Origin of the sequence: Rickettsiella endosymbiont of Litargus connexus (assembly GCF_964277335.1) — a bacterium.
GTDB lineage: Bacteria > Pseudomonadota > Gammaproteobacteria > Diplorickettsiales > Diplorickettsiaceae > Aquirickettsiella > Aquirickettsiella isopodorum.
Genome location: NZ_OZ195516.1, coordinates 475,199 through 499,109, shown reverse-complemented (window position 1 = coordinate 499,109; position 23,911 = coordinate 475,199). Strand labels below are relative to the sequence as shown.

The 23,911-nt window shown below is 34.5% G+C and carries 21 protein-coding genes; 4 read left to right on the top strand and 17 right to left on the bottom strand.

The window, feature by feature from the left end; translation table 11 throughout:
• Positions 1-6: 6 nt before the first annotated feature.
• Both rfbF and ACICP9_RS02160 read right to left on the bottom strand, forming a co-directional pair.
• Positions 7-810: a glucose-1-phosphate cytidylyltransferase gene (gene rfbF, locus ACICP9_RS02165; protein WP_395498469.1), complete on the bottom strand. Its 804-nt coding sequence runs from the start codon at positions 808-810 to the stop codon at positions 7-9.
• A 47-nt stretch (positions 811-857) separates the two neighbouring features.
• On the bottom strand, positions 858-2,642 hold the full coding sequence (locus ACICP9_RS02160) for a glycosyltransferase 87 family protein (RefSeq protein ID WP_395498467.1): 1,785 nt from the start codon (positions 2,640-2,642) through the stop codon (positions 858-860).
• 214 nt (positions 2,643-2,856) lie between these two features.
• Here ACICP9_RS02160 and ACICP9_RS02155 point away from each other — a divergent pair, with 214 nt between their 5' ends.
• Positions 2,857-3,699: a methyltransferase domain-containing protein gene (locus ACICP9_RS02155; RefSeq protein WP_395498465.1), complete on the top strand. Its 843-nt coding sequence runs from the start codon at positions 2,857-2,859 to the stop codon at positions 3,697-3,699.
• 38 nt (positions 3,700-3,737) lie between these two features.
• On the opposite strand, the gene rfbB is transcribed toward ACICP9_RS02155, so the two are convergent.
• The 4 genes from rfbB to ACICP9_RS02135 are packed head-to-tail and all read right to left on the bottom strand — an operon-like array spanning position 3,738 to position 7,500.
• On the bottom strand, positions 3,738-4,754 hold the full coding sequence (gene rfbB, locus ACICP9_RS02150) for a dTDP-glucose 4,6-dehydratase (protein WP_395498464.1): 1,017 nt from the start codon (positions 4,752-4,754) through the stop codon (positions 3,738-3,740).
• Positions 4,744-5,634: a dTDP-4-dehydrorhamnose reductase gene (rfbD, locus tag ACICP9_RS02145; protein ID WP_395498463.1), complete on the bottom strand. Its 891-nt coding sequence runs from the start codon at positions 5,632-5,634 to the stop codon at positions 4,744-4,746. Before rfbD ends, rfbB begins: the two co-directional genes overlap by 11 nt.
• Before the next feature lie 17 nt (positions 5,635-5,651).
• Complete coding sequence (locus ACICP9_RS02140) at positions 5,652-6,593, bottom strand: glycosyltransferase (protein WP_395498462.1); 942 nt, start codon at positions 6,591-6,593, stop codon at positions 5,652-5,654.
• A gap of 28 nt (positions 6,594-6,621) precedes the next feature.
• Positions 6,622-7,500 (bottom strand): glycosyltransferase, encoded by an 879-nt coding sequence (locus tag ACICP9_RS02135; RefSeq protein ID WP_395498460.1) that lies wholly within the window; start codon positions 7,498-7,500, stop codon positions 6,622-6,624.
• Positions 7,501-7,605: 105 nt separating this feature from the next.
• On the opposite strand from ACICP9_RS02135, the gene rfbA reads away from it, so the two are divergent.
• Positions 7,606-8,478 carry a glucose-1-phosphate thymidylyltransferase RfbA gene (rfbA, locus tag ACICP9_RS02130; RefSeq protein ID WP_395498458.1) on the top strand — a complete coding sequence of 291 codons (873 nt, stop codon included), beginning with the start codon at positions 7,606-7,608 and terminating at the stop codon, positions 8,476-8,478.
• Entirely contained in the window at positions 8,475-9,023 is a 549-nt protein-coding gene (gene rfbC, locus ACICP9_RS02125) for a dTDP-4-dehydrorhamnose 3,5-epimerase (RefSeq protein ID WP_395498456.1), read from the top strand. The genes rfbA and rfbC overlap by 4 nt, the downstream gene beginning before the upstream one ends.
• On the opposite strand, the gene ACICP9_RS02120 is transcribed toward rfbC, so the two are convergent.
• The 6 genes from ACICP9_RS02120 to ACICP9_RS02095 form a co-directional block, all read right to left on the bottom strand.
• The gene (locus tag ACICP9_RS02120; RefSeq protein ID WP_395498454.1) at positions 9,015-9,821 is read right to left on the bottom strand and encodes a glycosyltransferase; all 807 of its coding nucleotides are present in this window, start codon (positions 9,819-9,821) and stop codon (positions 9,015-9,017) included. The genes rfbC and ACICP9_RS02120 overlap by 9 nt on opposite strands.
• A 72-nt stretch (positions 9,822-9,893) precedes the next feature.
• Positions 9,894-10,676 carry an ABC transporter ATP-binding protein gene (locus ACICP9_RS02115; protein ID WP_395498452.1) on the bottom strand — a complete coding sequence of 261 codons (783 nt, stop codon included), beginning with the start codon at positions 10,674-10,676 and terminating at the stop codon, positions 9,894-9,896.
• Positions 10,651-11,460 carry an ABC transporter permease gene (locus ACICP9_RS02110; RefSeq protein ID WP_395498450.1) on the bottom strand — a complete coding sequence of 270 codons (810 nt, stop codon included), beginning with the start codon at positions 11,458-11,460 and terminating at the stop codon, positions 10,651-10,653. Before ACICP9_RS02110 ends, ACICP9_RS02115 begins: the two co-directional genes overlap by 26 nt.
• Before the next feature lie 62 nt (positions 11,461-11,522).
• Positions 11,523-13,193: a CTP synthase gene (locus ACICP9_RS02105; RefSeq protein ID WP_395498448.1), complete on the bottom strand. Its 1,671-nt coding sequence runs from the start codon at positions 13,191-13,193 to the stop codon at positions 11,523-11,525.
• A complete protein-coding gene (locus tag ACICP9_RS02100; protein WP_395498446.1) occupies positions 13,194-13,976 on the bottom strand; it encodes a putative DNA-binding domain-containing protein in 783 nt (260 codons plus the stop codon).
• Entirely contained in the window at positions 13,960-14,796 is an 837-nt protein-coding gene (locus ACICP9_RS02095) for a DUF692 domain-containing protein (RefSeq protein ID WP_395498444.1), read from the bottom strand. Before ACICP9_RS02095 ends, ACICP9_RS02100 begins: the two co-directional genes overlap by 17 nt.
• Before the next feature lie 204 nt (positions 14,797-15,000).
• On the opposite strand from ACICP9_RS02095, the gene ACICP9_RS02090 reads away from it, so the two are divergent.
• The gene (locus ACICP9_RS02090) at positions 15,001-15,204 is read left to right on the top strand and encodes a hypothetical protein (RefSeq protein WP_071662439.1); all 204 of its coding nucleotides are present in this window, start codon (positions 15,001-15,003) and stop codon (positions 15,202-15,204) included.
• Between the two features lie 139 nt (positions 15,205-15,343).
• On the opposite strand, the gene ACICP9_RS02085 is transcribed toward ACICP9_RS02090, so the two are convergent.
• From ACICP9_RS02085 to ACICP9_RS02065, 5 genes are all read right to left on the bottom strand, one after another.
• Positions 15,344-16,390 carry an MraY family glycosyltransferase gene (locus ACICP9_RS02085; protein WP_395498442.1) on the bottom strand — a complete coding sequence of 349 codons (1,047 nt, stop codon included), beginning with the start codon at positions 16,388-16,390 and terminating at the stop codon, positions 15,344-15,346.
• Positions 16,391-16,561: 171 nt separating this feature from the next.
• Entirely contained in the window at positions 16,562-18,310 is a 1,749-nt protein-coding gene (gene msbA, locus ACICP9_RS02080; protein ID WP_395498440.1) for a lipid A export permease/ATP-binding protein MsbA, read from the bottom strand.
• Positions 18,311-18,322: 12 nt separating this feature from the next.
• Entirely contained in the window at positions 18,323-19,768 is a 1,446-nt protein-coding gene (tldD, locus tag ACICP9_RS02075) for a metalloprotease TldD (RefSeq protein ID WP_395498902.1), read from the bottom strand.
• A gap of 78 nt (positions 19,769-19,846) precedes the next feature.
• On the bottom strand, positions 19,847-20,632 hold the full coding sequence (locus ACICP9_RS02070; RefSeq protein ID WP_395498438.1) for a hypothetical protein: 786 nt from the start codon (positions 20,630-20,632) through the stop codon (positions 19,847-19,849).
• A 96-nt stretch (positions 20,633-20,728) separates the two neighbouring features.
• On the bottom strand, positions 20,729-23,746 hold the full coding sequence (locus ACICP9_RS02065) for a YhdP family protein (RefSeq protein WP_395498437.1): 3,018 nt from the start codon (positions 23,744-23,746) through the stop codon (positions 20,729-20,731).
• Positions 23,747-23,911: the final 165 nt, after the last annotated feature.

Genomic DNA, 23,911 nt, shown 5'->3' with positions numbered 1-23,911 from the left:
CTGTCATTAGACCGAAATAGTATTTTTTGCAACCGAGGGTGTTTCCCAAATTTTCCAAGGTGCTTTGCCTTGAGACCAAAATGTTTCTAAAGTCTGTTTGTCACGTAAGGTATCCATAGGATGCCAAAATCCATTATGGAAAAAAGCCGATAACTGACCTTCTTGAGCTAACGCTTCTAAAGGTTTTTGTTCCCACGCAGTATAATCGTTATCAATATATTGAAATACTTTGGGAGATAAAACAAAAAATCCACCGTTAATCCAAGCACCTTCATCTCTTGGTTTTTCTTTAAAAGCGTTTACTTTATTACCAATAATGTCCAAAGCACCAAATCTGCCTAATGTTTGTACTGCCGTTAAGGTCGCTAAAGTTTTTTGTTGCCGATGGTAATGAATGAGAGATTGAATATCAATATTTCCAACACCATCACCATAGGTAAAACAAAAATCTTCATCATCAAGGTAAGGTAACGATTTTTTTAGACGCCCCCCCGTCATAGTATGCTCACCCGTATCCACTAAGGTTACTCGCCATGGTTCAGAATTGTTTTGATGGATTATGGTGCGATTTTGATTCATATCAAACGTAACGTCTGATGTATGCAAATAATAATTAGAAAAATATTCTTTAATTAAGTATCCTTTATAGCCTAAACAGATAACAAAATCATAGATCTCAAAAGTTGAAAAAATTTTCATGATATGCCAAATAATAGGTTTGCCCCCTATTTCGATCATCGGTTTGGGTCGCAAGCTGGTTTCTTCACTAATCCGCGTACCTGCACCTCCCGCTAATATAACCGCTTTCATAATCCTCCTTTCTATTAAAAAATATCCTTATTGCCAACTATCGTAACTTAACTATTTTCGAATCTTAATTTAAATGTAAAATCAGTATTTTGTTGAACTCCATCAACGATAGCTCCTCGTATATATTGGGGCTTTGCAGAAGCCAACCATGTAATGGCATTATTCTTAAAACTTTTGGGTGCGGTTAATCGTAAAAAATAAAGTTTTCCTTTTTTTAATTTAATCGATGTAAATGTAAATGTTTCCCAAGCATTATCTTGCAAAAGCATTTCTCGGCGTTTAAAAACAGCTAATTGTTTACGATCTCCATTCAAAATTTCTAACTGAATAAAATTATGATTCTCTCTTAAAGGAGCAGAAATAAATAAATCTATCTGTTTAAGTTTTGTTTTTTTAGCAAAAAATTTCTGTTCAAAAATTCTACCCGATGTTAGCTCACCAAAAGTTTTTCCTTTATTAGTACTTACTATATAAAAATCGTTATTATTGATATTAATTATAATCATAAAAATCGCAGGAATAAGAAAAATAAATATCCCTATATAATACCTTTGTCTAATCATACGATATGAATAAGCCGCATCGATATCTTTATTATAAATTAATTTAAATTTAAGAATCAGTTGTAAAATTAAATAACCCCAAAATAAAGATAAATAAACATTGGCACTAAATCCTTTAAATAGCTTAAATAGAACGCCTAAATTCTGAAACTGTACAAAAGATAAATTTAATAATTCAGCTCTAAACATTTCTAAATCGACATTATCTTGAAACGCTAGAACAATATAGGCTATAAAAAAAAACATAGCGCATAAATCAAAAATTAAAAATTTTGAAATTTTAAATGGGTTACTTAAAACGGTAGTCAATGCGATGGAGGGCGTAATAAATATTAGCCACTGAGGGTGCCATAACATAAATAGAAATGGATAGATACTTGAACATAGAAAAATAAATGCAGCTATTTTTTTATAATTATGAGCGTTATCTAAATAATACGAAATACCCGCTAATACCGAAAAAATTGCAAAGATATAATATATTTTTTGTCCATTATATATTAAGCCTGAAGAAAAAACACGGGCAATTACAGGAAAATCCAATACACCAGAAACATAGATTGGCGAGTGAAAATATAATATCTGAATCAAAAACGTAGGTAATGAAAAAATCAATCCACATAAAATTAACTTTAAAATTTTTTTTTCGAAAAAAAATAATAATGGAATAAAAACAAAAAAAGGGAAATATTTAAATGTAATTGCTAATCCAAATAAAAAAGAGGCCCAATAAGTTTGTTTTTTTAAAAAAGTGAAAAACCCAAATAAACTTAAAAATACATAGAAAATATCATATTGCGAAAAAATGAATTGTGAAAATATTGCTATAGGTGAAGTTAGCCAAAGCCAAGCGGCATAAATTCCCCATTTTCTACTTTGCTGATATAGTTGTGTTATTTGATAAAAAATTACGGCCGTAGCAATATAGAATAATGTGGTTAAGAGTTTAAGCCAATAAACTAAATAATAAGAGAAATAAAAGGGAGATTTTATTAGGCCTAAAAATTTAAATGGATAAAGCCACACTGCAAATATTGCATAGATGGATGGCGGATAATTAGCATACGCCAGAACACCTTGACCTTGAATTTTTTTACAGTTCTCATAAAAATCAAGTGGTTTGCCATATAAATAATTTAAGGAATTCCAGCCTGTAACAAGTATATCAACATGAAAAAAAGCAAAATAGCAGAAAAAAAGTAGCATTCCTCCCAGAAAATAATCTGTCCTACCTAATCGATAATGTGGAAAAATTGCTTTTTGATTCAATTTTTAAAATCCTTTTAGTTAAATAAAATTTTGCTAAAAAAAATACATATTTCCTGCTCTATGCTATAATTCTTATACGATGATTGCAATAATTTCCTTAAGAGCTTAACGTTAGCCAGACTAACCATTTCTTAAACGAAGTAAAATCTAGTTATTAACAATAATTAAGATTTTAAAAAATTTTAAGTTTTTTTTACCCTTGGATGAAAAAAATATGATCAAAATTTTTAAACGTTTTTTTAAATCTGCTCATAGAACACTTGGTAAATTTTTACCTTTTTTTAATTACACCCCCGATACTTCATATTCCACTATTCCCTCAAAAAACTTAAAATTTAAAGATATTTTTTATCAACACAATCAAAATGTTTCAGACAAATGGGTTAATTATTTTGATATTTATGATAGCTGCATGGAACGATATAGGGGCAATAATTCAAAAATTCTAGAAATAGGAATTCAAAATGGTGGTACTTTACAGATTTTTAATAAGTATCTGCAAAATGCTGAACTTTTTGGAGTAGATATTGATCCTAACATTGCTAATCTAAGCCTAGAAAATAACATACATATTTTTAATTTTGATATTACTGATGAACAAGCAATTGCCAAACACTTTAACAAAATAAAATTTGACATCATTATTGATGATGGTTCACACATCAGCTCAGATATCATTAAAACATTTAGATTACTTTTCTCTAAGTTAAAACCTGGCGGTATTTTTTTGATAGAAGATTTACATGCTTCTTATTGGAAAAGTCATGGTGGTTCTTACTTAGGTGACAACTCAGCAATTGAATTTTTCAAAAAATTTGCTGACTTACTTAATTTTTACCATATTAATGATCCTCAATTCGACCAAATTTTTTCTGAATCAGATAAATTTATATTTCAATGGCTACAATCTATTAGTTTTTATGACAGTGTGGTTGTAGTCCATAAGTTACTTTCTCCAAGAAAAAAACACTACGAAAGAGTCATGGTGGGTAAAATAGAACCCGTTGTGCCAGTAATTAAAATTGCAAAAGAAGAAGATTGGTACCACCATTCATAAATTGGCTAGTGATCCACCATAGGAATTGAAAAACAATATTAACATATTGCAGTTTTAGCATATTTGGACAATGTCTTTAAAATGCCTGAAGAAAAGGTCTCTTGGGGTTGCCAGTCTAATTCTTTTCTAATTTTTTCTGCATTAATTGCATAACGCCAATCATGCCCAGCCCTATCCTTTATAAAAGTTATTAGATCTGTATATTTATAGCTCATAGGTCTAATATTGCTTAATACCTTGCAGATAATACCTATTACTTCTAGATTAGTTAATTCAGTATTGCCACCAATATTGTAACTTTCTCCTAATTTACCATAACGAATCACTCTATCTATTCCACGACAATGGTCTTTTACATAAAGCCAATCCCGGATGTTAGAACCATCACCATAAACAGGAATAGATTTTTGTTGTAAGCAACAATCTATAACGGTAGGAATAAATTTTTCATTGTGCTGAAAAGGTCCATAATTATTCGAACAATTAGTTAAACTAATAGGAAGTCCATAGGTCTTATAATAAGCCCGCACCAGATAGTCAGAAGAAGCTTTGCTGGCTGAATAAGGAGAGTTAGGTCGGTAAGGCATTAGCTCAGTAAAAGCAGGCTCATCTTTCTGTAAACTTCCGTATACTTCATCAGTAGAAATATGATGAAAACGACAATCCCATTTACCTAAACCTAAATTTTCTAACCAATATTTGCGGCATGCTTCTAATAAAATAAATGTACCCGAGATATTAGTTTGTATAAATTTCTCGGGTGAGTTAATCGAACGATCGACATGAGTTTCCGCTGCAAAATGGATCACTGTATCTACTTTAAAATCGTTCAATAAACTCATCACTAAATGACTGTCGAGTATATCTCCTTGTACAAAATGATGCTGAGCAGGAAAGATTAAATTTTTTAAATAATCTAAGGATCCTGCATAAGTCAATTTATCAAGGTTAACAATAAATATTTCCGGATAATGGGTTTGATAATAACGCACAAAATGACTGGCAATAAAACCCGCACCTCCGGTGACTAAAATATTTTTAGGTTTATATACCATAGTAAGACTTTACTACCTTTTTCAAACCTAAAAACCAATTATTGGGTTTAATATCAAATACTCGTGTAATCCTATCGCAAGACAATTCAGAATTAGCCGGTCTAAGTGCAATACTAGGATAGTCTAATGTAGCAATAGGTATCACTTTTTTTACCATTAAATGATTTAGTTGTTGCGCGTCATCGATTATTTTCTTAGCAAATTCATACCAGCTCAATGCAGGTGTTCCCGTATAATGATAAGTGCCCCATTCAAACTGATTACTATATAAAAATTTTACTATTTTTAGCAAGGTTTGTGCAATATCCCCTGCATAGGTGGGAGCGCCTTTTTGGTCGGCAATGATTCTTAGCTCGGTTCGTTCGTTTGCCAAACGAAGAATAGTTTTAACAAAATTATTACCGTAAGACCCAAATACCCAACTTACTCGCAAGATGATATGCTTATGCCAAATTTCCCTTAACAAATTTTCACCACTTAATTTACTTTTACCATAAACAGACAAGGGTTGAGCCTCATCTTCTTCAAGATAAACATTTTTTTTTTGACCATCAAAAATATAATCCGTAGAAATATGCAATAAAGGTATGTCGTATTCTTGAGCAATTTTTGCTAAGTTTTCAACCCCTAAACTATTTATACTAAAAGCAAGTTTATTTTCCTTTTCAGCTTTATCAACTGCCGTATAAGCTGCAGCATTAATAATATAATGGGGTTTAATTGTCGCTAATACATACTCAATTTGTTCGAGATTTGTAATATTAAGTTGCGTGCGCGTAAAAGAATATAATTTTAAGTTACGATTTTTTGCTAAATTGACAATTTCATTACCTACTTGCCCATTTGCACCTGTTAATAATATTTTTCCAGAAAAAGACACTAAAATAATCTCACTAGTTAATTTATCTCGCTAGATTTTTTATAAATACCATCTTTTATACCTCTGATAGCAGCTAATAAACTTTTTTTAGGTTCAGGAACAAAGGGTATTTTTTTAATTTCCAATATGTTCCGAATCAATATAAAAAAACGAAAATCAAACGGATATTTTTTCTCTCTAAAAAGAAAAAAGCTATTCCGTATTGCATAATAATACCGCATGGGGTTTTGATAAAGCATAAAGCTATTTTTTTTTATTTTAATTTCACCAATAGTATGTTGAATCTGAATTTTTTTTAATCTTTCAACATGATAATCTTTAGAAAGTGCACGCAAACACCACTCTAAATCAACTAAATCAATAAAATACTCTTTTTTAGGATAGCCAATATTCTTTAAAGACTTCACTAAAACTAACATCCCAGAACTAATAATAACATTATTTACCCTATATATATTATCTATTTTGCTTGTAATTTTAAATCTTTTGTTCAATACTTTTTTCACAAATTTCTTAAATTTCTTAAATTTCTTAAATTTGTTAAATTTGTTAAATTTCTTTTGATACCAATCATAAACTCTAGGATCTTTCCATAAAGGCCCAATGGCTACCAAACGAGAATGTATTTTTTGTAATTGATAAAATTCTAATATCATACTATTAACAAAATATTCGGGAAGTTGAGTATCTTGATCTAAAAAAAGCACAAAATCAAAATTCTCTGATTCAGCCATTTCACAAGCATAATAATGTGCGCCCGCGATTCCTACATTTTTAGTACTCTTATATAAAATAACTTTTTCAGAATCAATGTAATTCAAGCTATGATTATCAGATGCATTGTCAAATAATAAAATCTTTACCTGCTCATAGTCCAAACAAATACGAATAAGCTCTAATATTTTATTTTTATCTGAATTATAAAGTACAATATTAATTAATATGCGGGGTTCAGACATGCAATTTTTTCCATGGGATAATATTTAACTATTTAGCTGATATTTTTTTTAATAAAAATCCATCCTTAATACCTCGACAAGCTGCAATAAAACTTTTTATAGGTGCCGGTGAAAAAATTATTTTTCTTAATTTAAACAAATTTCCTAGTAAAATTAAAATTTTGTAGGAGAGCAGGATATTTTTTTCATGAAACAACAACAAACTATTCCGTAGAGAATAATAATAACGAATAGGTTCTTCATATTGAACACGTAATTTACTCCATTTTTTGACTTCACCTATTCTATGCAACATCTGTACATCAGATAACATAAATATCTGGTAATTTTTGTATAAAGCCCGTAAACACCATTCGGTATCTACTAAATCGATAAAATATTCTTTTTTTGGATAGCCAATATATTTTAAAGTAGGTACCCAAATTAACATTCCTGAACTAATTAATACCTGTTTTAAATTTGGTGCTTTTAAGAAGGTTCTTATCTTATCTTTTAATAATGCTCTAGTTTTTGACTTTCCAAGCTCAGGATCACTCCATGAGGGACCAATAGCACACAAACGAGAGTGGATTTTTTGTAATCGATAAAATCCTGAAAGCATATTCTTTAAAAATCCCGAGGATAACTGACTATCCTGATCTAAAAATAGCAAAAAATCAAAATTTTCTGCTTCCGCCATTTTGCAAGCGGTATAATGTGCCCCTCCTACACCGACATTTTGGGGGCTTTTAAATAAGATAATATTCTTATTGTCATCGATCTCAAAGGATTGTGAATCTTCACTATTATCAAATAGTAAAATTTTCGTTTTTTCATATTGAGAACAAACCTCAATGAGGTCTAATATTTTGTTCTTGTCGGCGTGATAAAGGACGATATTAATTAATACCGAAGGTTTAGACATCATGGTCATAAGCTATTTTAATAAGGTTCAATATACCTTACACTAGAAAACATTTAAAACTCACGTTAAAATTTTTATTTAAGCAAAAATTAACAAGGAAAATTAGCAGTGAAAGGTATTATATTATCAGGCGGCTTAGGTACTCGTCTACATCCCATAACCAAAGGAATTAGTAAGCAATTATTACCAATTTATGATAAGCCCATGATCTATTATCCGCTTAGCGCTCTCATGTTGGCCGGCATTCAAGAAATTTTAATCATTACCACCGTTGAAGCGTTGTCCCAATATCAGAGTTTGCTTGGGACGGGTGAACAATGGGGGATCGATCTCCATTATTTAACCCAAGAAAATCCTGATGGTTTAGCCCAGGCTTTCGTTATAGGTGAAAAATTTATTGGCAAAGATTCAGTAGCACTTATTTTAGGTGATAATCTATTTTATGGAGAAAAATTTTCCGAGATCTTAAAATCTGCTGCTGGACAACAAAAGGGGGCTAAGATTTTCTGTTATTTTGTCAATGATCCCGAACGTTATGGTGTCGCGGTGTTTGACAAATACCATCACTTAATTGATATTGAAGAGAAACCCAAGCTCCCTAAGTCCAATTGGGCGGTTACGGGTCTTTATTTTTATGATAATCAAGTCATTGATATTTCTAAAAATATTAAGCCTTCTAAACGTGGTGAATTAGAGATTACCGATGTCAATCGTCAATATTTAATGCAAGGTCAACTTTCACACCAACTGATCCATCGTGGCAGTACCTGGTTAGATACCGGAACCCATGATGCTTTATTGGAAGCTTCCCATTTCGTGCAAGTAGTCGAAAAACGACAAGGCTTAAAGATAGCTTGTTTAGAAGAAATCGCTTGGCGCAAAGGGTTTATCAGTGATGAAATCCTAGAAATTTCTGCACATAAATTACTCAACAGTAGTTACGGTAATTATTTACTCGATATCCTTAAAAGAGAATTATGAAAATTATTCCCACATCGATCCAAGATTTAATTTTAATCGATCCTAAATCGTATCCAGATGAACGAGGCTTTTTTTTAGAAACTTTTCAGGCAGAGCGTTATCAACGTCTACTAAAAAAAGATATTTATTTCGTTCAAGATAATCTATCTCGTTCAAGGAAAAATGTATTACGTGGTCTACATTATCAGATTAAACAACCGCAAGACAAATTAATCACGGTCATCCGTGGAAGCGTATTTGATGTTGCTGTGGATATCCGAACTCAATCGGCTACTTTCGGGCAATGGTTTGGTGTAATTTTAAACGATGAAAACCATTACCAGTTTTTTATACCCAAAGGGTTCGCTCATGGATTTTGTGTACTGAGTGACATAGTCGATTTTCATTATAAATGTAGTGATTACTATAATCCTGACGCTGAACAAGGGATACTTTGGTCTGATCCTAATATAGCGATTGATTGGCCTTCGCAAGCACCAATAATATCCTCCAAAGATAAAAATTATACTTATTTAAAAAACTTACCGTCTACTTTATTATTTTAACAACCATTTCCAGGAGTAATATAAAGCTGATTTACTTGCAATCCATGCCATCTGTTTATCTTGATAAGCCGCTCTTTGCCAAACATGTTTAATTCTAACGCTTGGTGAATAAGCTATTTGGGAAATGCTTGCCATACGCCGACCCAAATCGGAATCATCATAATACATAAAAAATTTCTCATCAAAACCTCCTAAACGTTTGAGCAGATCCAATCGACAAAACATAAAACAACCGGTAGGATTACTTAGCTTAAACATCACTTCGTTATAATTTTTATCTTGCATTTCAAAGTGATTTAACTGTTTATGAAATATTTTTTTAAAAAAATTCGGCGCAAAACGACGCAAAAAACTTATCCAAAGACTAGGGTTATGTCGACAAAGGTGTACTCTTTTCTCGTTCATATCATAAACATCTGGAACTAACATACCAACGTACGGATGTCGTTGCATAAAATCAAATGCGTTTTTCAGTGAATCCGGCATTAAATAAACATCATTATTAAGAATAAGGTGATATTCGGCATCACTTTTAAATATAGCTTGGTTATGACCATAGCCATAACCGCCATTTTTAGAGGATACAATATAATCAATAGGTAAATTCACAAAAAAATTTTTAATGCTTATCGCCAAAGCATTATTTTTTTGTAATTCTAAAGCGCCATTATCTACTAACGTAATTTCATAAGAAATAGCTGGTGGCATTGCACTCAGTAGGCTTAAAAGACAATCTTTAATTTGTAAAAAGCTTTCTCCATACACAACAATGCTGATTGAAAGTTTGATTCGATACATTAATTTATCTATCTTCCTATTGTTTAGCCATTATGGTCGCAATAGAGGTTCTTGTTGAAACTAAGTCTAAGCTTAGTTAACTTGAGAATAAAACTTTAAGCCTTCTTCTAGGTTACCCACGTATTTAAGCTTTCCCTTTTCTAACAACACGACTTTATTACAAAGCCTTTGAATCGTTTCGTTAGAATGTGAGGCTAAAACCATAATACTGGATTGTTCAATAAACTCTGCTAAACGTGCTTCTGCTTTTATCTTGAACGCCGCATCTCCAGCCTCTATCATCTCATCCATCAATAGAATATCTGGCTTTATACAAGTTGCCACTGCAAAAGCTAAACGCAGTTGCATTCCTGCAGAATAAGTACGTATAGGTACTGACAAATATTCGCCTAACTCCGTAAAATCTGCAATTTCCTGCATTTTCGCTTTAATCTCTTTTTGACCAAGACCTAACAAAAGTCCGCGCACTAAAATATTTTCATAACCTGTTGATTCTTGATTAATCCCTAACATGACATTCAAAAGAGGAGATACGCTACCCTGTATATGGATACTTCCTTGCGTAGGCTCATATATCTTAGCAAGTACACGTAGTAAAGTGCTTTTTCCTGCGCCATTATGCCCAATCAAACCCACCCGATCTCCATGCTCTAAAGTAAAGCTGACATTATCTAAGGCTTTAACAACGACGGTATGCGCTGTCTCCTTACGTAAAGCGCCGCCCGTTAGACGCAGGAAACGTTTTCTAATTGAACGAGCATTGAGATGATAGATAGGAAAATCAACCGTTAAGGAATTAAGTTGTATTAATGCCATTACAAAATACTCATTACAACCAATAGGCAATTCTAGCACGATAGCGGCTAAAAATTATAAAGGCAGAAAAAATACCTAATATAGTCAAACCTAAAGTTGTGATTAACGTATAGTTTGAAGGTAATGCACCTAATAAAGGGCTTCTAAATAATTCCATAAATTGTGCAAAAGGATTTAAGTCAATAACGTAATGATAACGTGCGGGTAAAATACTCGGAGACCATAAAATAGGGGTTAAGAAAAAAACAACTTGTATTAAACTGGCTACTAATATCGGGATATCGCGAAACCGTGTCCCCAAAAGAGCCAATATAGCGCTATAACAAACTGCATTGATCCAGAGTATCAATAAACTGATAAATATAAAGAGTGTACTGAAATTAATTTTAAGAGAAAAAAATAATATTAAGGGAAGTAATACTAAGCTATTATGAAAAAATATAATAAAGTTTCGCGTAACAGACTGAAACAGAAAAAATGAGTACGGTTGTTTCATTTGTTTTATAAATTGATCAGCACTAACAAACGTTACTGTTGCATCATTAACGATCAATGAAATTAAATTCCAACCCAAAATTCCTGTTGCAAGAAAAGGGTAATAGACGGCTAAATTTATTTTGAATAGATGACCATAAAGTATCCCCATGGTATAGATAGTAATCGCCATACTGATGGTGATCCAAAATGGTCCTAATGTCGAACGGCGATAACGGAGTTTTACCGCATGCCAAGCAAGTAATAACCAAATTCGCCAGGATTTCAAGCCGTCTGCAATATCATTCCAAGCAAGATAATATTTTTTATACAATGCGGATTTAACCATAATTCTACTGTTATGTTATTTTAACTACATAAAATCTATGCATGAATAGAGAAGCTATTAAATTACAAAAAATTAGTGGGAGAATGGGTTGGGCTTTCAGTTAAATGTTTATGCTGCAACTTTGCTGCCTCAACAAAGCCTACAAATAATGGATGACCATCGCGTGGATTCGATGTAAATTCAGGATGAAATTGACATCCTATAAACCAAGGATGATTTTCTAACTCGATCATCTCAACCAAAGTTCCATCTTCGGAACGGCCAGAAACAACTAATCCAGCCTTTTCTAATGAAGGTAATAATTGATTGTTAACTTCATAACGATGCCGATGGCGTTCAATAATGCGATCACGACTATATAATTCTCTAGCCTGAGTTTCTTTTTTTAGACAGCAAATTTGGCCACCTAAACGCATCGTACCCCCTAAATCTGAATCTTTATCGCGTTTTTCAAGTTGGCCATCCACAGTAGTCCATTCTGTTACCAAAGCAACCACTGGATAAGGTGTATCCGCATCAAATTCAGTGCTATGGGCATTGGTTAATCCCGCGACATGACGAGCGAATTCGATCAAGGCCGTTTGCATACCTAAACAAATTCCTAAATAAGGTATGTTATTTTCACGCGCATATTGCGCCGCTAGAATCTTTCCAGCTATTCCTCGTTTACCAAAACCACCAGGTACCAAAATAGCATCCAAGGGCTCCAGTAGTTTGACGCCCTGTTGCTCTAAAGCTTCCGCGTCGATATATACCACATTCACATGCGTATGTGTTTTAATGCCTGCATGTATTAAGGCTTCACTCAAGGATTTATAGGAATCCGCTAGACCCATATATTTTCCAACCATCCCAATTTTAACTTCGGCGGTAGGATTTTCTTTGGCCGAAACGACTTCTGCCCAAGCTTTTAAATCGGCCGGCGGATAATCTTTCAAACCAAAACGTTGTAATACCCTTTCATCAACGCTTTGTTGGTGCAATAACAAGGGTATCCGATAAATATTATTCACATCGGGCAAAGATATGACGCCTGATAGTTCAACATTAGTAAATAAAGCAATTTTTTCACGTGCATGCTCTGGAATTTCTTCCTTGGAGCGACAGATAAGCATATCGGCCTGAATACCGATAGAGCGTAATTCTTTGGTGGAATGTTGGGTAGGTTTAGTTTTAATTTCACCTGCCGTACTAATATAAGGGACTAACGTCAAATGAATAAATAAGGTAAATTGACTACCCAGTTCAATACGTAATTGACGAATCGCTTCTAAGAACGGTAAAGATTCAATATCCCCGACCGTTCCACCAATTTCGACTAAAGCAATATCGGCTCCGTGCGCACCTTTTAATATTGCTTGTTTAATTTCATCGGTAACGTGTGGAATAACTTGCACAGTACCACCTAAATAATCACCGCGGCGTTCTTTACGTAATACTCGGGCGTAAATCTGCCCAGCAGTAAAATTATTGTCTTTAGTCATTTTTGCGCGAACGAAACGTTCATAATGACCTAAATCTAAATCGGTTTCTGCTCCATCTTCCGTAACAAACACTTCACCATGTTGATAAGGACTCATCGTTCCCGGATCAAGATTTAAATAGGGATCCAACTTGAGTAAGCTAACTTTCAGCCCACGAGACTCTAAAATAGCTCCTAAGGAGGCTGCAGCAATCCCTTTCCCTAAGGAAGAAACCACTCCTCCCGTAATAAATATATATCGTGTCGCCATTTAAGAGAGTTGAACCTCCGAAAATAAATGATTATTTAGCCAATTTGCTAACAAATTAGCGACAAAGCTAGCCGCTTGGGACTCACTCATAAAGCCTTTATCATAAACTGCTTCACAGACATCTGCAAAACAAAAACCTTGTTGTAATAGATGTAAAACTAATGCCTCCGCCTCAGTTAAAACCACTGCGTAAGACTGTAATCTTTTACGCCAAACTACGCAATGATTCTTAATCATCCGTACTTCTGGTAGGGGTTTTTCTTGAATTAAGGCTTGCCATATCGCATAGCTATTATAATTAAAGCTAAAATATTGTACTGAAGGATGAAATTTAAAACATAATGAGGGCCAGTTTTGTTCAGCAATATTCGCTAATACTTCAAAATTCAAACAAGGCGCATCGGCTGCTTCTAAACTCGTAATTAAGCCCTTAATTAATTGCGTTAATTCACTCAAATAGAGTTGTTCAGAATAAGGTTCTTGTTCGGTTAGAAATTGTACTAATGGCTCACTAAACTTTGCTATCGAATAAAATTGCGATGGATAGGTATCAATAAAGTCTTCTGCCAGCACGGTAAAGGCTTCATCACCTAATAGCTTAGCTAACAACCCATACTCTTGATGTAAAGCATCAATTAAACGCCAATCATAGGCATTACGATAGACGGCTAAGCGTTCGTATACCGTCCCTTTTACTGGCGATACTAGCTGGTTTAAAATTTGCTTATCTTCTCCCATTAAATGGGTTTGCAATCTATGTTGCAAATTAGCTAATGCAGACATTTTCCTTCCAAATATTTTTTGCTATCTTTTTGGCCTGTTGCAACTCAGCAAATAAAACTGGAAACTCAGGTATCTCGTCATCACGTTCTATCATGGTCGCAACTCTCCCAAATCGTTTTACTGCTTGCGCATAAAGAGACCAAACCCCATCGATAATAGGTGCATCATGTGTATCTATAATATAATCCCCACAATTTTTATGTCCTGCTAAGTGAAACTGCCGTACTCGATGGACAGGGATTGCATTTAAATAGTGTAATGGATCAAAATGATGATTTACAGAGCTCACATAAATATTGTTAATATCAAGTAAGATTAAGCAGTCCGCTTGTTCAGCGATAGTCGTTAGAAATTCCCATTCCGTTACCTTGGAATCACGATATTCGATGTAACTTGAAACATTTTCTAACAAGATCTGGCGACCTAAAAAATCTTGTACTTGTTTAACGCGATCAACCACGTGTTTCAAAGCTTCTTCAGTATAAGGTAATGGCAATAAATCATGCGTATTTAAGCCATCAACTCCTGTCCAACATAAATGATCGGAAATCCAAACAGGTTGTATTTTATCAGCCAGCGCTTTTACTTTTTTTAAATATTCCCTATTCAGGGGATCACAACTTCCTATCGACAAAGAAACGCCGTGCATCACCAACGGATAGTGCTCGCGTATACGATTAAGATAATGTAGTGGTTTACCACCGGGAACTAAATAATCTTCAGTAATTGCTTCAAACCAATCTATTTCAGGCCGATGTTCTAAAATGTAAGAATAATGTTGGGTTCGCAAACCAAGACCAAAACCTAGAAAAGCATCCATTGTGAGGAACTAACCTATAAAAAAAATCTTTTAATAAGAAAAGCCGCGTATCAATACGCGGCTTTATTGTACATAGTCATATGGCTAATGAACAGCCATAAATCACTGAAAACTAATTATTATCCATTCATTTGGCTGGTTGCATTTTCAGCGGTTCTGCAATGACGATGGTGGCGGTGATGTCTTTTTGGAGGACACGTTTGCTTGCATCGGCTCATACATTTACATGTATTACATGGAGGCACGCAAGGTGTTGCACAAGGTGTTTCACAGATTGGTGTATTTTCTGGAATGTTGCGCGCACCTGTTGCACAACCAGATAAAAATATAGCAGCTGCAGCAGCAGCGATAACTAAACCTGACTTTTTCATGATCATGATCACTATCCCCTGTAATAAAAATGGATAAGAAAAATTTTTCTGTCACTAATACCTACTGCTTATAGCATTACACCATAGAACAGCTAGTGACACTTAGTTTTTATACATAATTGTAAAAGAATGCAAGTATTTTTTAAATTTCATTAAATAAACGCACAAAAAATAAACTATTTTGAATTTTTTACTAACAAATTGCGACAATAATTGACAACAAAAAAATAAAAAATAAAAAATAGTAAAAAACTCATAAACATTACACTTTCATTAAATCGATAATAAAAAGCGCACAAGCCAACTAAACCTAATACAAAATTTGCACTCCCGAAAAGAATATTAATTTGTAAAGGAGAAAAATTTAAAGCTAATAATAAATGGTGCCCATGTTGTCTGTCTGAAAAAATAACCGATTGACCTTTTATTAACCGATAAAGCATCACGGCAGTCGCATCAAATAACGGGACCGACATAATCCACAACATCGTCACGGGCGTTATCGGCCGAAAGTTGCTTTGTGAAAGCTCAATTAAAAACCAAACTAAAGAAAAACCTAACAACATACTCCCCGCGTCACCCATAAATATTTGCGCATAGGCACGACCTGGAAAAGGAAAGTTAAAGCAAAGAAAACCTAACACACTGGCTACCAATAACAATAATAGAGTAGCCACTGGAAAATGCTGTGTCGCCATCGCGCAATAAATTAATAAGATTAATTCCACTAAAACTAAAGTTCCCGCTAAACCATCCACTCCGTCTATCATATTGATGGTATTAATAATTCCCAATCCGGCAATTAACGTCACTATTAAACTGGTGTAATGCCCTAAATAAATAGCTTTTAAAAAAAATAGATTACCGAGATAGGTAATATAAACATTCCCCCAAAAAATCATTAACAATACCGCAATAATTTGTGCAAAAAAACGACTTTTCGCTGATAACTCTCGAAAATCATCCAACATACCCACAAAAACTAATAAAGCCGATCCCGCAATAAAACTACGATAATTTTGCAGGGAAATAGGCAACGTTAACAAGCCGACTAATAAACCCATCAGCATTGCTAAACCACCAATCAAAGGAATATTTCCTTGATGTTGTTTTCGAATATCCGGCGTATCAATTAAATTTAATCGTAAAGCGAGTGGAGACAATAAAACAACACAGAAAATAGTAATAAAAAAAGTTATTATTACAGAAAAAAAAATCATCATATAATTGCCTACCTATTATAGGACTAGATCTCATTATATTTTAAAAATTAGTTGGGGATTATGATAGACTTGTATCTCATGGAGTTATTTTTCCATAGGTAGATAAATAAAATTTAGAAAAATAAATTTTATAGCAGTAATTTCTATTCCATTCCATTTTTTTTAAACTTATTAATCTCTAAACTGCATACTATAAAGTTTGGCGTAATAACCATTTTTTGTGAGTAGTTCCTGGTGTGTCCCTCTTTCTACGATACGACCCGCATCTAAAACTAAAATCTGCTTTGCTCTTTCTACCGTTGAAAGCCGATGGGCAATAACCAACGTAGTGCGATTATGCATAAGTTCTTCTAATGCCGCTTGAATATGGCGCTCAGCTTCGGTATCTAATGCAGAGGTTGCTTCATCTAAAATTAAAAAGGGGGCATTTTTAAGTAAAGCGCGTGCAATGGCAATCCTTTGTCGTTGACCGCCGGATAATAACACACCATTTTCACCAATTAAAGTATTAAGACCTTGAGGTAATTGTTCGATAAACTCAATGGCATGGGCTGCCCTAGCTGCACGTACTATCATTGACTCACTCACATCACTTAATTGTCCATAAGCAATATTATGTGCAATGGTGTCATTAAATAACGTAACGTGCTGGGATACTAAAGCAAATTGACTACGTAAATCTTTAAGTTTTAGTTCACGGATATCAACCCCGTCGATTAAAATTTTTCCTAAATAATTATCATAGAAACGGGGCAATAAATTCACCAAAGTAGATTTTCCACTCCCTGAACGCCCAACCAAGGCAATCGTTTCGCCGGGATTTATTTTAAAACTGATATCCTCTAAAATAGGTTGTTGAGATAAATAGGCAAAACTTACCTTTCGATATTCTAAACAACCTTTAAGTACGTTAAGTGTGTGTGTGCCTGCATCTAATTCATTTTTTTCATCTAATAAATTAAAAATGCTACCCGCTGCAGCAATCCCACGCTGTATGATGCTATTCACCGCCGCTAAATTACGCATGGGTTTTAGTAATAATAACATGGCCCCTACCATGGAAGTAAATCCACCCGCAGTAATATGTGTTAAATGTGAAATGGCTAAGTAAATAGTCACTACGGCAATGGCACCGGCAATAAGTTGCACACCGGAACTGGCAAGAGAATTCGTCACAACCACCTTTAATTCACGAAAACGATTCCTAGCTAATAAATTTTTAAATTTTTTAATTTCATATTCTTCGCCACCAAACGTTCTTATCACTTTATAACCATCGATAACCTCTTCTGCCACTTGCGTCATTTCACTCATTGATTCCTGAACGGCACTATTTAAGCTACGCATACGTCGACTAGAATAGCGAGCTATCCAAATCATGGTTGGAACCGTAATAAAAAACAATAGGCTCAACTGCCAACTCGCCATTAACATGACAACAATTAATCCCAGCACAAAAAAACTTTCTTGTACTAATGTAATTAACGCATCGGTACTCGCATTGGCCACCTGATCCACATTATAAATAATGGTAGAAAGTAATTGACCCGATGTTGTATTGTCATAAAATTTAGCGGGTAAACGTAATAATTTAACCAGTATGTCTTGTCGTATATTCATCACGACACTTCTTGCAACCCGTGCTAAGCAATAACTAGATGAAAAATTCGCTAAACCGCGAATTAAAAAAGCAAAAATTAAAATAAAAGGAAGGTAATGTATAAAATGTTCATCTTTATCGACAAAACCTTTATTCAGTAAGGGTTTTAAAAACCAAATAAGTCCGGCATCCGTGCTGGCTAATAAAATAGTCCCAATGATACCTAATAAAAACCAACTCCAATAATGGCGAAGGTAATACAATAAACGTCGATAACTATAAAAACCCGTATGATATTGCGATGTCTGTTGTTCTGTCATATCTTTTCTTAATTAAATGGCAGTACCACCCACGGTTAACGCATCAATTTTTAATGTAGGTTGTCCGACACCGACAGGAATACTCTGACCTTCTTTACCGCAACTGCCAATGCCATTATCTAATTTAAGATCATTACCAATCATAGAAACTTGTGTTAACACATCAGGTCCATTGCCAATCAAGGTCGCTCCTTTAACAGGCCGCGTCACTTGACCATTCTCAATTAAGTAAGCTTCACAAGCAGAGAATACAAATTTTCCTGAGGTTATATCCACCTGCCCTCCAGAAAAATTCACCGCATAAATCCCTTTTTTTACTGTCGCTATAATTTCTTCTGGAACATAAGGACCAGGCAGCATATAAGTATTCGTCATACGCGGCATCGGTAAATACGCAAACGATTCGCGACGACCATTTCCTGTCGATTGCGTTCCCATCAATCGCGCATTTAATTTATCCATCATATACGCTTTCAAAATACCCTTCTCAATTAAAACGGTACGTTGAGTAGGTGTACCTTCATCATCAATAGTCAGCGATCCGCGCCGATTAGGCATCGTTCCGTCGTCCACTACCGTACATCCCGCTGAAGCAACACGTTCACCCATTCGACCTGAAAATGCAGAGCTCCCTTTACGATTGAAGTCTCCTTCTAAACCATGGCCTACGGCTTCATGCAATAAAACGCCTGGCCAACCAGGCCCTAACACGACCGGCAGCGTACCTGCAGGAGCTTTCACTGCCTCTAAATTCAATAGTGCTAAACGGACTGCTTCTTTTGCTAAGTCAGTGGCTACCTGATCCGTAATAAAATAGCTATAACCGGTTCTACCACCCCCCCCAGCAAAACCTTGCTCACGCAGCCCTTTATCTTCTGCAATCACACTAATATTTAACCGAACTAAAGGACGAATATCAGCCGCCATACCACCCTCACTATTAATCACTAGGATCACTTCTTGTGCCCCTACTAAACTGACATTAACGTGTTTAATACGCGGATCACAAGCACGTGCCACTTCATCTACTTGACGGAGTAAGCTTAATTTTTCCTGTTCTGTCCAGGAAGAAATAGGGTTAATCGGTTGATATAATGACTTTAAAAGCGGATTTTTTTGCCAAGCGTGAATTTGGCCATGCTGTCCAACTTTAGCAATACTCGCAGCCATGGTGGCGGCAGACTCTAAAGCGGGTAATACAATATCATCGGAATAGGCAAAACCGGTCTTATCACCGCTGATGGCACGTACGCCAACACCACGTTCAATATTAAAGCTTCCATTTTTAACGATACTATCTTCTAATACCCAGCTCTCTAATTGACTGGCTTGGAAATACAGATCAGCCATATCCACTTTAGGCGTTAATAAGCGGCCTAAAATTACTTGTAATTGATTTTCAGTCAGTCCAGCGGGATCTAATAAGGTTTCACAGGCTAAAGTTAGATTATTTTTCATCATACTCGCCATCCTAACTTAGCTGAAGTCAGGATGCAATTTTACTCATCTCAACAAATTTAATAGCGATTACTCCCTCTATCTATAAGTAGATCGAGGAAATAAAATACTAGATTCAGATGGATTGAAGTTATTAATCTCTGGATAAATAAAAAAACCTCCTGTTTGGGTGTATGCAACTAATTCCAACCGATCGGTTTGTTTATCTGATTGTGTTTTTATTCTTTTAATGGGATTAATGAATTGTCTTTCATAATTTAAATATCTGAAACTACGCAAACCTATATCAATCGTTTCATTCTTTTTTACAAAGTCATTAATTTTCAATAATAAAGCTTGTTTAAAAATGGTAGGACTTTCTTTAATACACCCTTCTAATCGATCATAACCAATAACTTCTGTGACAAAAATCTCTGGGATACTAAAAAAATCGAAAGTTGAAAATAAGTATTCCAAAATTACAGTAGCTGTTATTGATTTTTTTTCTATTAATGTTGAGAATACGTGTAGTAAGTGAGGAAAATACCATTTATCGCCGTCATGACCAAATTCAGTTCTATTGAAATATCGCTTTAGCTCTGCATTTTTTAATTTTTCTAAAAGACTATCAGGGGATTTTTCTAACCAAATCGAAAAAAATTCGACTGCATCAGAAAAACTTCGATTCACATTAATACATTTCTTTAAAATAAATTTAAGATAGAATTCAAATTCAAGGTTAGAAATTTTTTTCAATTCAGTAAGCAAAAGATTAATTAATCCTTCACCTGCAGCACAATCTAGATAAAAAAAGAAACTATGCTTGTTTAGGTTTACGTTTCTATTTGGAAATAAAGAAAATTTTTTTTGTGCTCTTACTGGCATAATACCTCTTGTTAATCTTATTTTATAAAAATAAATGCAACAATTTATCGCAATATATTGTTGAGGTAAACTATGTTGGTTTTTTAGTTGATAGGCTTAAGCAGAAGTTTTAACTACATCCGGTTTACTCCAAGATCCAGTAATATGATAGGAGGTCTCAGCAATTTTTTGTACGGTAGAACCTAATACCGCATTGGCTAACCAGGTTACAACACCGGCAACCGGGCCACCTGCCAATCCAACTATCACCGGTAAACTGGATGTAAAATGCGGTACCACTTTAACCACTAAATCATAGTCCTTATTTAACATTCCAATTCGTCCAGCAATACTTATTGAAGCAACTGGACCTTCGATAGTCACATCACGCGTGATAGCATTACCATTTCTTAAAGTAAAATTACCTTGTAACTTAGTAAAATCAAAACCTTTAGTTTTTAAATCACTAAAATCCAACTGCAACCGTTTAGTTAAGCTTTGTATGCTTAAAAAAGTAAGTAATCGACCAAAGTTTAATTTAGCTTCGTTACTCGATCCAATATCAGGAATCTGACCATTGCTGGCCGTAAAAGAAAAATACCCTTTAAGTTTAGTAAAGCTCACCTGATAGGGGGCACCCTGCCAATTTAAATTAAATCGCATATGGGCCTGTTCTGCGATGATACTGGCTGGCAAACCCCAGCTGCGTAAAAAATTGCTTAAATTAGCGCTATCTAATTGTCCTCTCAATTCGGTGGAATGATCCGCATGCCATGCCCCGCTTGCTATAAGATGATAATTGGCATCCCCTGCATTTAATTCTCTAACTAACACGCCTCCAAGCATGGGACTTAATTTTAACTGCACTGCTCCAAAGCTCATCTCTTTATAACGCACTTCTCTAGCGTTTAAATGGATCTTAGGTAATTGTTTAAAATTCCACGTGTTGATTCCTTTAGACTCAATCGATGAATCTAAATTGATAATATCAAAATTGGCTACGATCGGTTGTAAACTACTTTTAGGTATCAAAACCGTGCCTTTAGCTGTTTGATTATCAATACTGAAACGCCAGCCATTTTGTTCAGGTTTTAAATGCGTCAAGAGATCATCATAATGAATCGTTATTTGCAAATTTGGTACGGAATGAATAGCCAATTCTATGGGTTTTTTCCATAATATTCCCGTCAATTTTTCGGCAGATATGCCATCCTGGTTAAAGCTGAAAGGTCCTATTAATTGTTCTAATTGAATATCATGCTTTGGAATTTTTAACTTAGCATTTTCAATCTGAGCTAGACCCAGTAATTTTAATTTTTGTTTTCCTGATTCGAGAGGAATAGCTATTTGCATACTAAGCTGCAAAGGGCCTGTTAATATTAAATTTTTTAATTGACTTAAAACTCCTTGAGCCAAAGGTGTTGCCAGCAAAAAGGCTTGGCCTTTTTCTAAACGAGTATCAATTTGACCACTAGCAATATGTAATATAGCTTGGACGTTTTTCTTAATTATCGGTATATTGGCCTTTATATTCTTCAATGCCGTATCTTGCAACTCGGCAGAATCCACTAAGACTTGCATTTGCCGGCCAGAAAAAATAAGTTCGCCATTAATTTTTTTCAAAATAGGCCAAGCTCGCTCGTAGTTTAAAGTAACCTCATTTATTTGTGTATCAATTAAAAAAGTTCCATTATGTTGATCAAAAGGAAATTGATTCACTGGCCCCTGTAATACTAAACTTCCTAAGCCTGATCCTTGACTAATAGCGGTACTAAGCCAATGATTGAGCTCTGGACCTAATAAAGTTTGCGGTAAATAATAGCTAATATGCGTTGAATGATTTATTTTCACGTGAGCTAATAAACTAATCTGGGACTGAATGGCATGTTTAGGAATTAATAACGAAAACTGTGAGTTAACCGAAATATCCTGATTAGCGGCTTCAAATTTAGGGACTTCGATTAGCCATGCATTATCTTTTTGCTGCCAATTCAATTGACTCGATAAACTATCCAAATGTATCGGAGCTTTAAATAGTTTATTAAAATCTAGGCTGAAATTGTTAGAATGCGCAATAAGATTTCCCCTGTGCGGTGTCATATGCAAATAAGCATCTAATCCTTGGATTCCTGGAGTTTTTTTCCCCGCTTGCACACCGAAATGATGAACCATCGCCCCTATACTCCAGCTATTCTGGCTAGTAACTTGCCAAAGTATATTCATGAAAAAAGGAGAAAAGGAAAGCGTGGGTTGTTTATCAATTTTTACCGATGCTGCCTGTAAGTTAGTGATCAACGCTTGAAATTGCGTAAAATGATCCCATTGCCACGTGGCCCATATTTTAAAATTTGCTCTCGCATTTTGTAGCTGCAAGCTGGGTTTCCACTGATTAAACCATCGATCCAGAAAAATATTTTGGCCGTGTATATAAATAGGTCCCCTAAGATGGTTTTGAGAAGATGATAGCAGGGAACCACTCAGATTGACTTTAAAATTTAATTCAGAAAATTTTTCTTGTAAAAAACTCAATCGCCCACTTAATTGATGTCGATCACTGCTATTTTTTAATAGTAAATTTATGTGCATTGTCGGCCATACAGGACCCGATTTTGGATAAAATTTTAAATCCGCATTTTCTAAACTTAACTGGGGTTCAGCTAAAAACCATCCTATTAATTCATTCACGGCATTCGAATTAGGCGCAGAAGTTTGATCGAATAATGTGTTAATTCCATTAAAAATTAATTGATTATCTTTAGTTTGGTGAGCAACTAACTGAATACCATTCACACTAACCGCACCTAATTTAATACCTCCACTCAGTAAACTATTGAAGATATCAATACCTATATTAAGCTGATTAACACTTAATAGAGGATGGGTTCGAGCGTCATTCCAAATAATAACTTCAGAACTATGAAAAATAGGGGTTAAGCCCTGCCATGCCACAGAAAATTGCTTAATTTGTACGGGTTTATGCAATAGTTTAGCAGCTAAGTTTGAAACCGATTGTGCTTGTTTGTTTAAATAGGGTGTTAAAATTCGTCCTGCAATGACTATCAATGCAAAAAAAACGATACTACTCGTTAAAAACACGATGAGTAAGCGTAATATTGAATACAGTAATTGTTTCATTCGATGGATGCCAAATAAAATGAAAATCGAACGTTAGCTGGCCTATAAAATATCCAAATTCAAATTGTTAAAAACAAACTTAATATAGATGTTTTCTATTAATTTAATAACGTCTCATAAGCTTGTGATTAAATATATACTCATTATACTCATTGCACCTCAAGA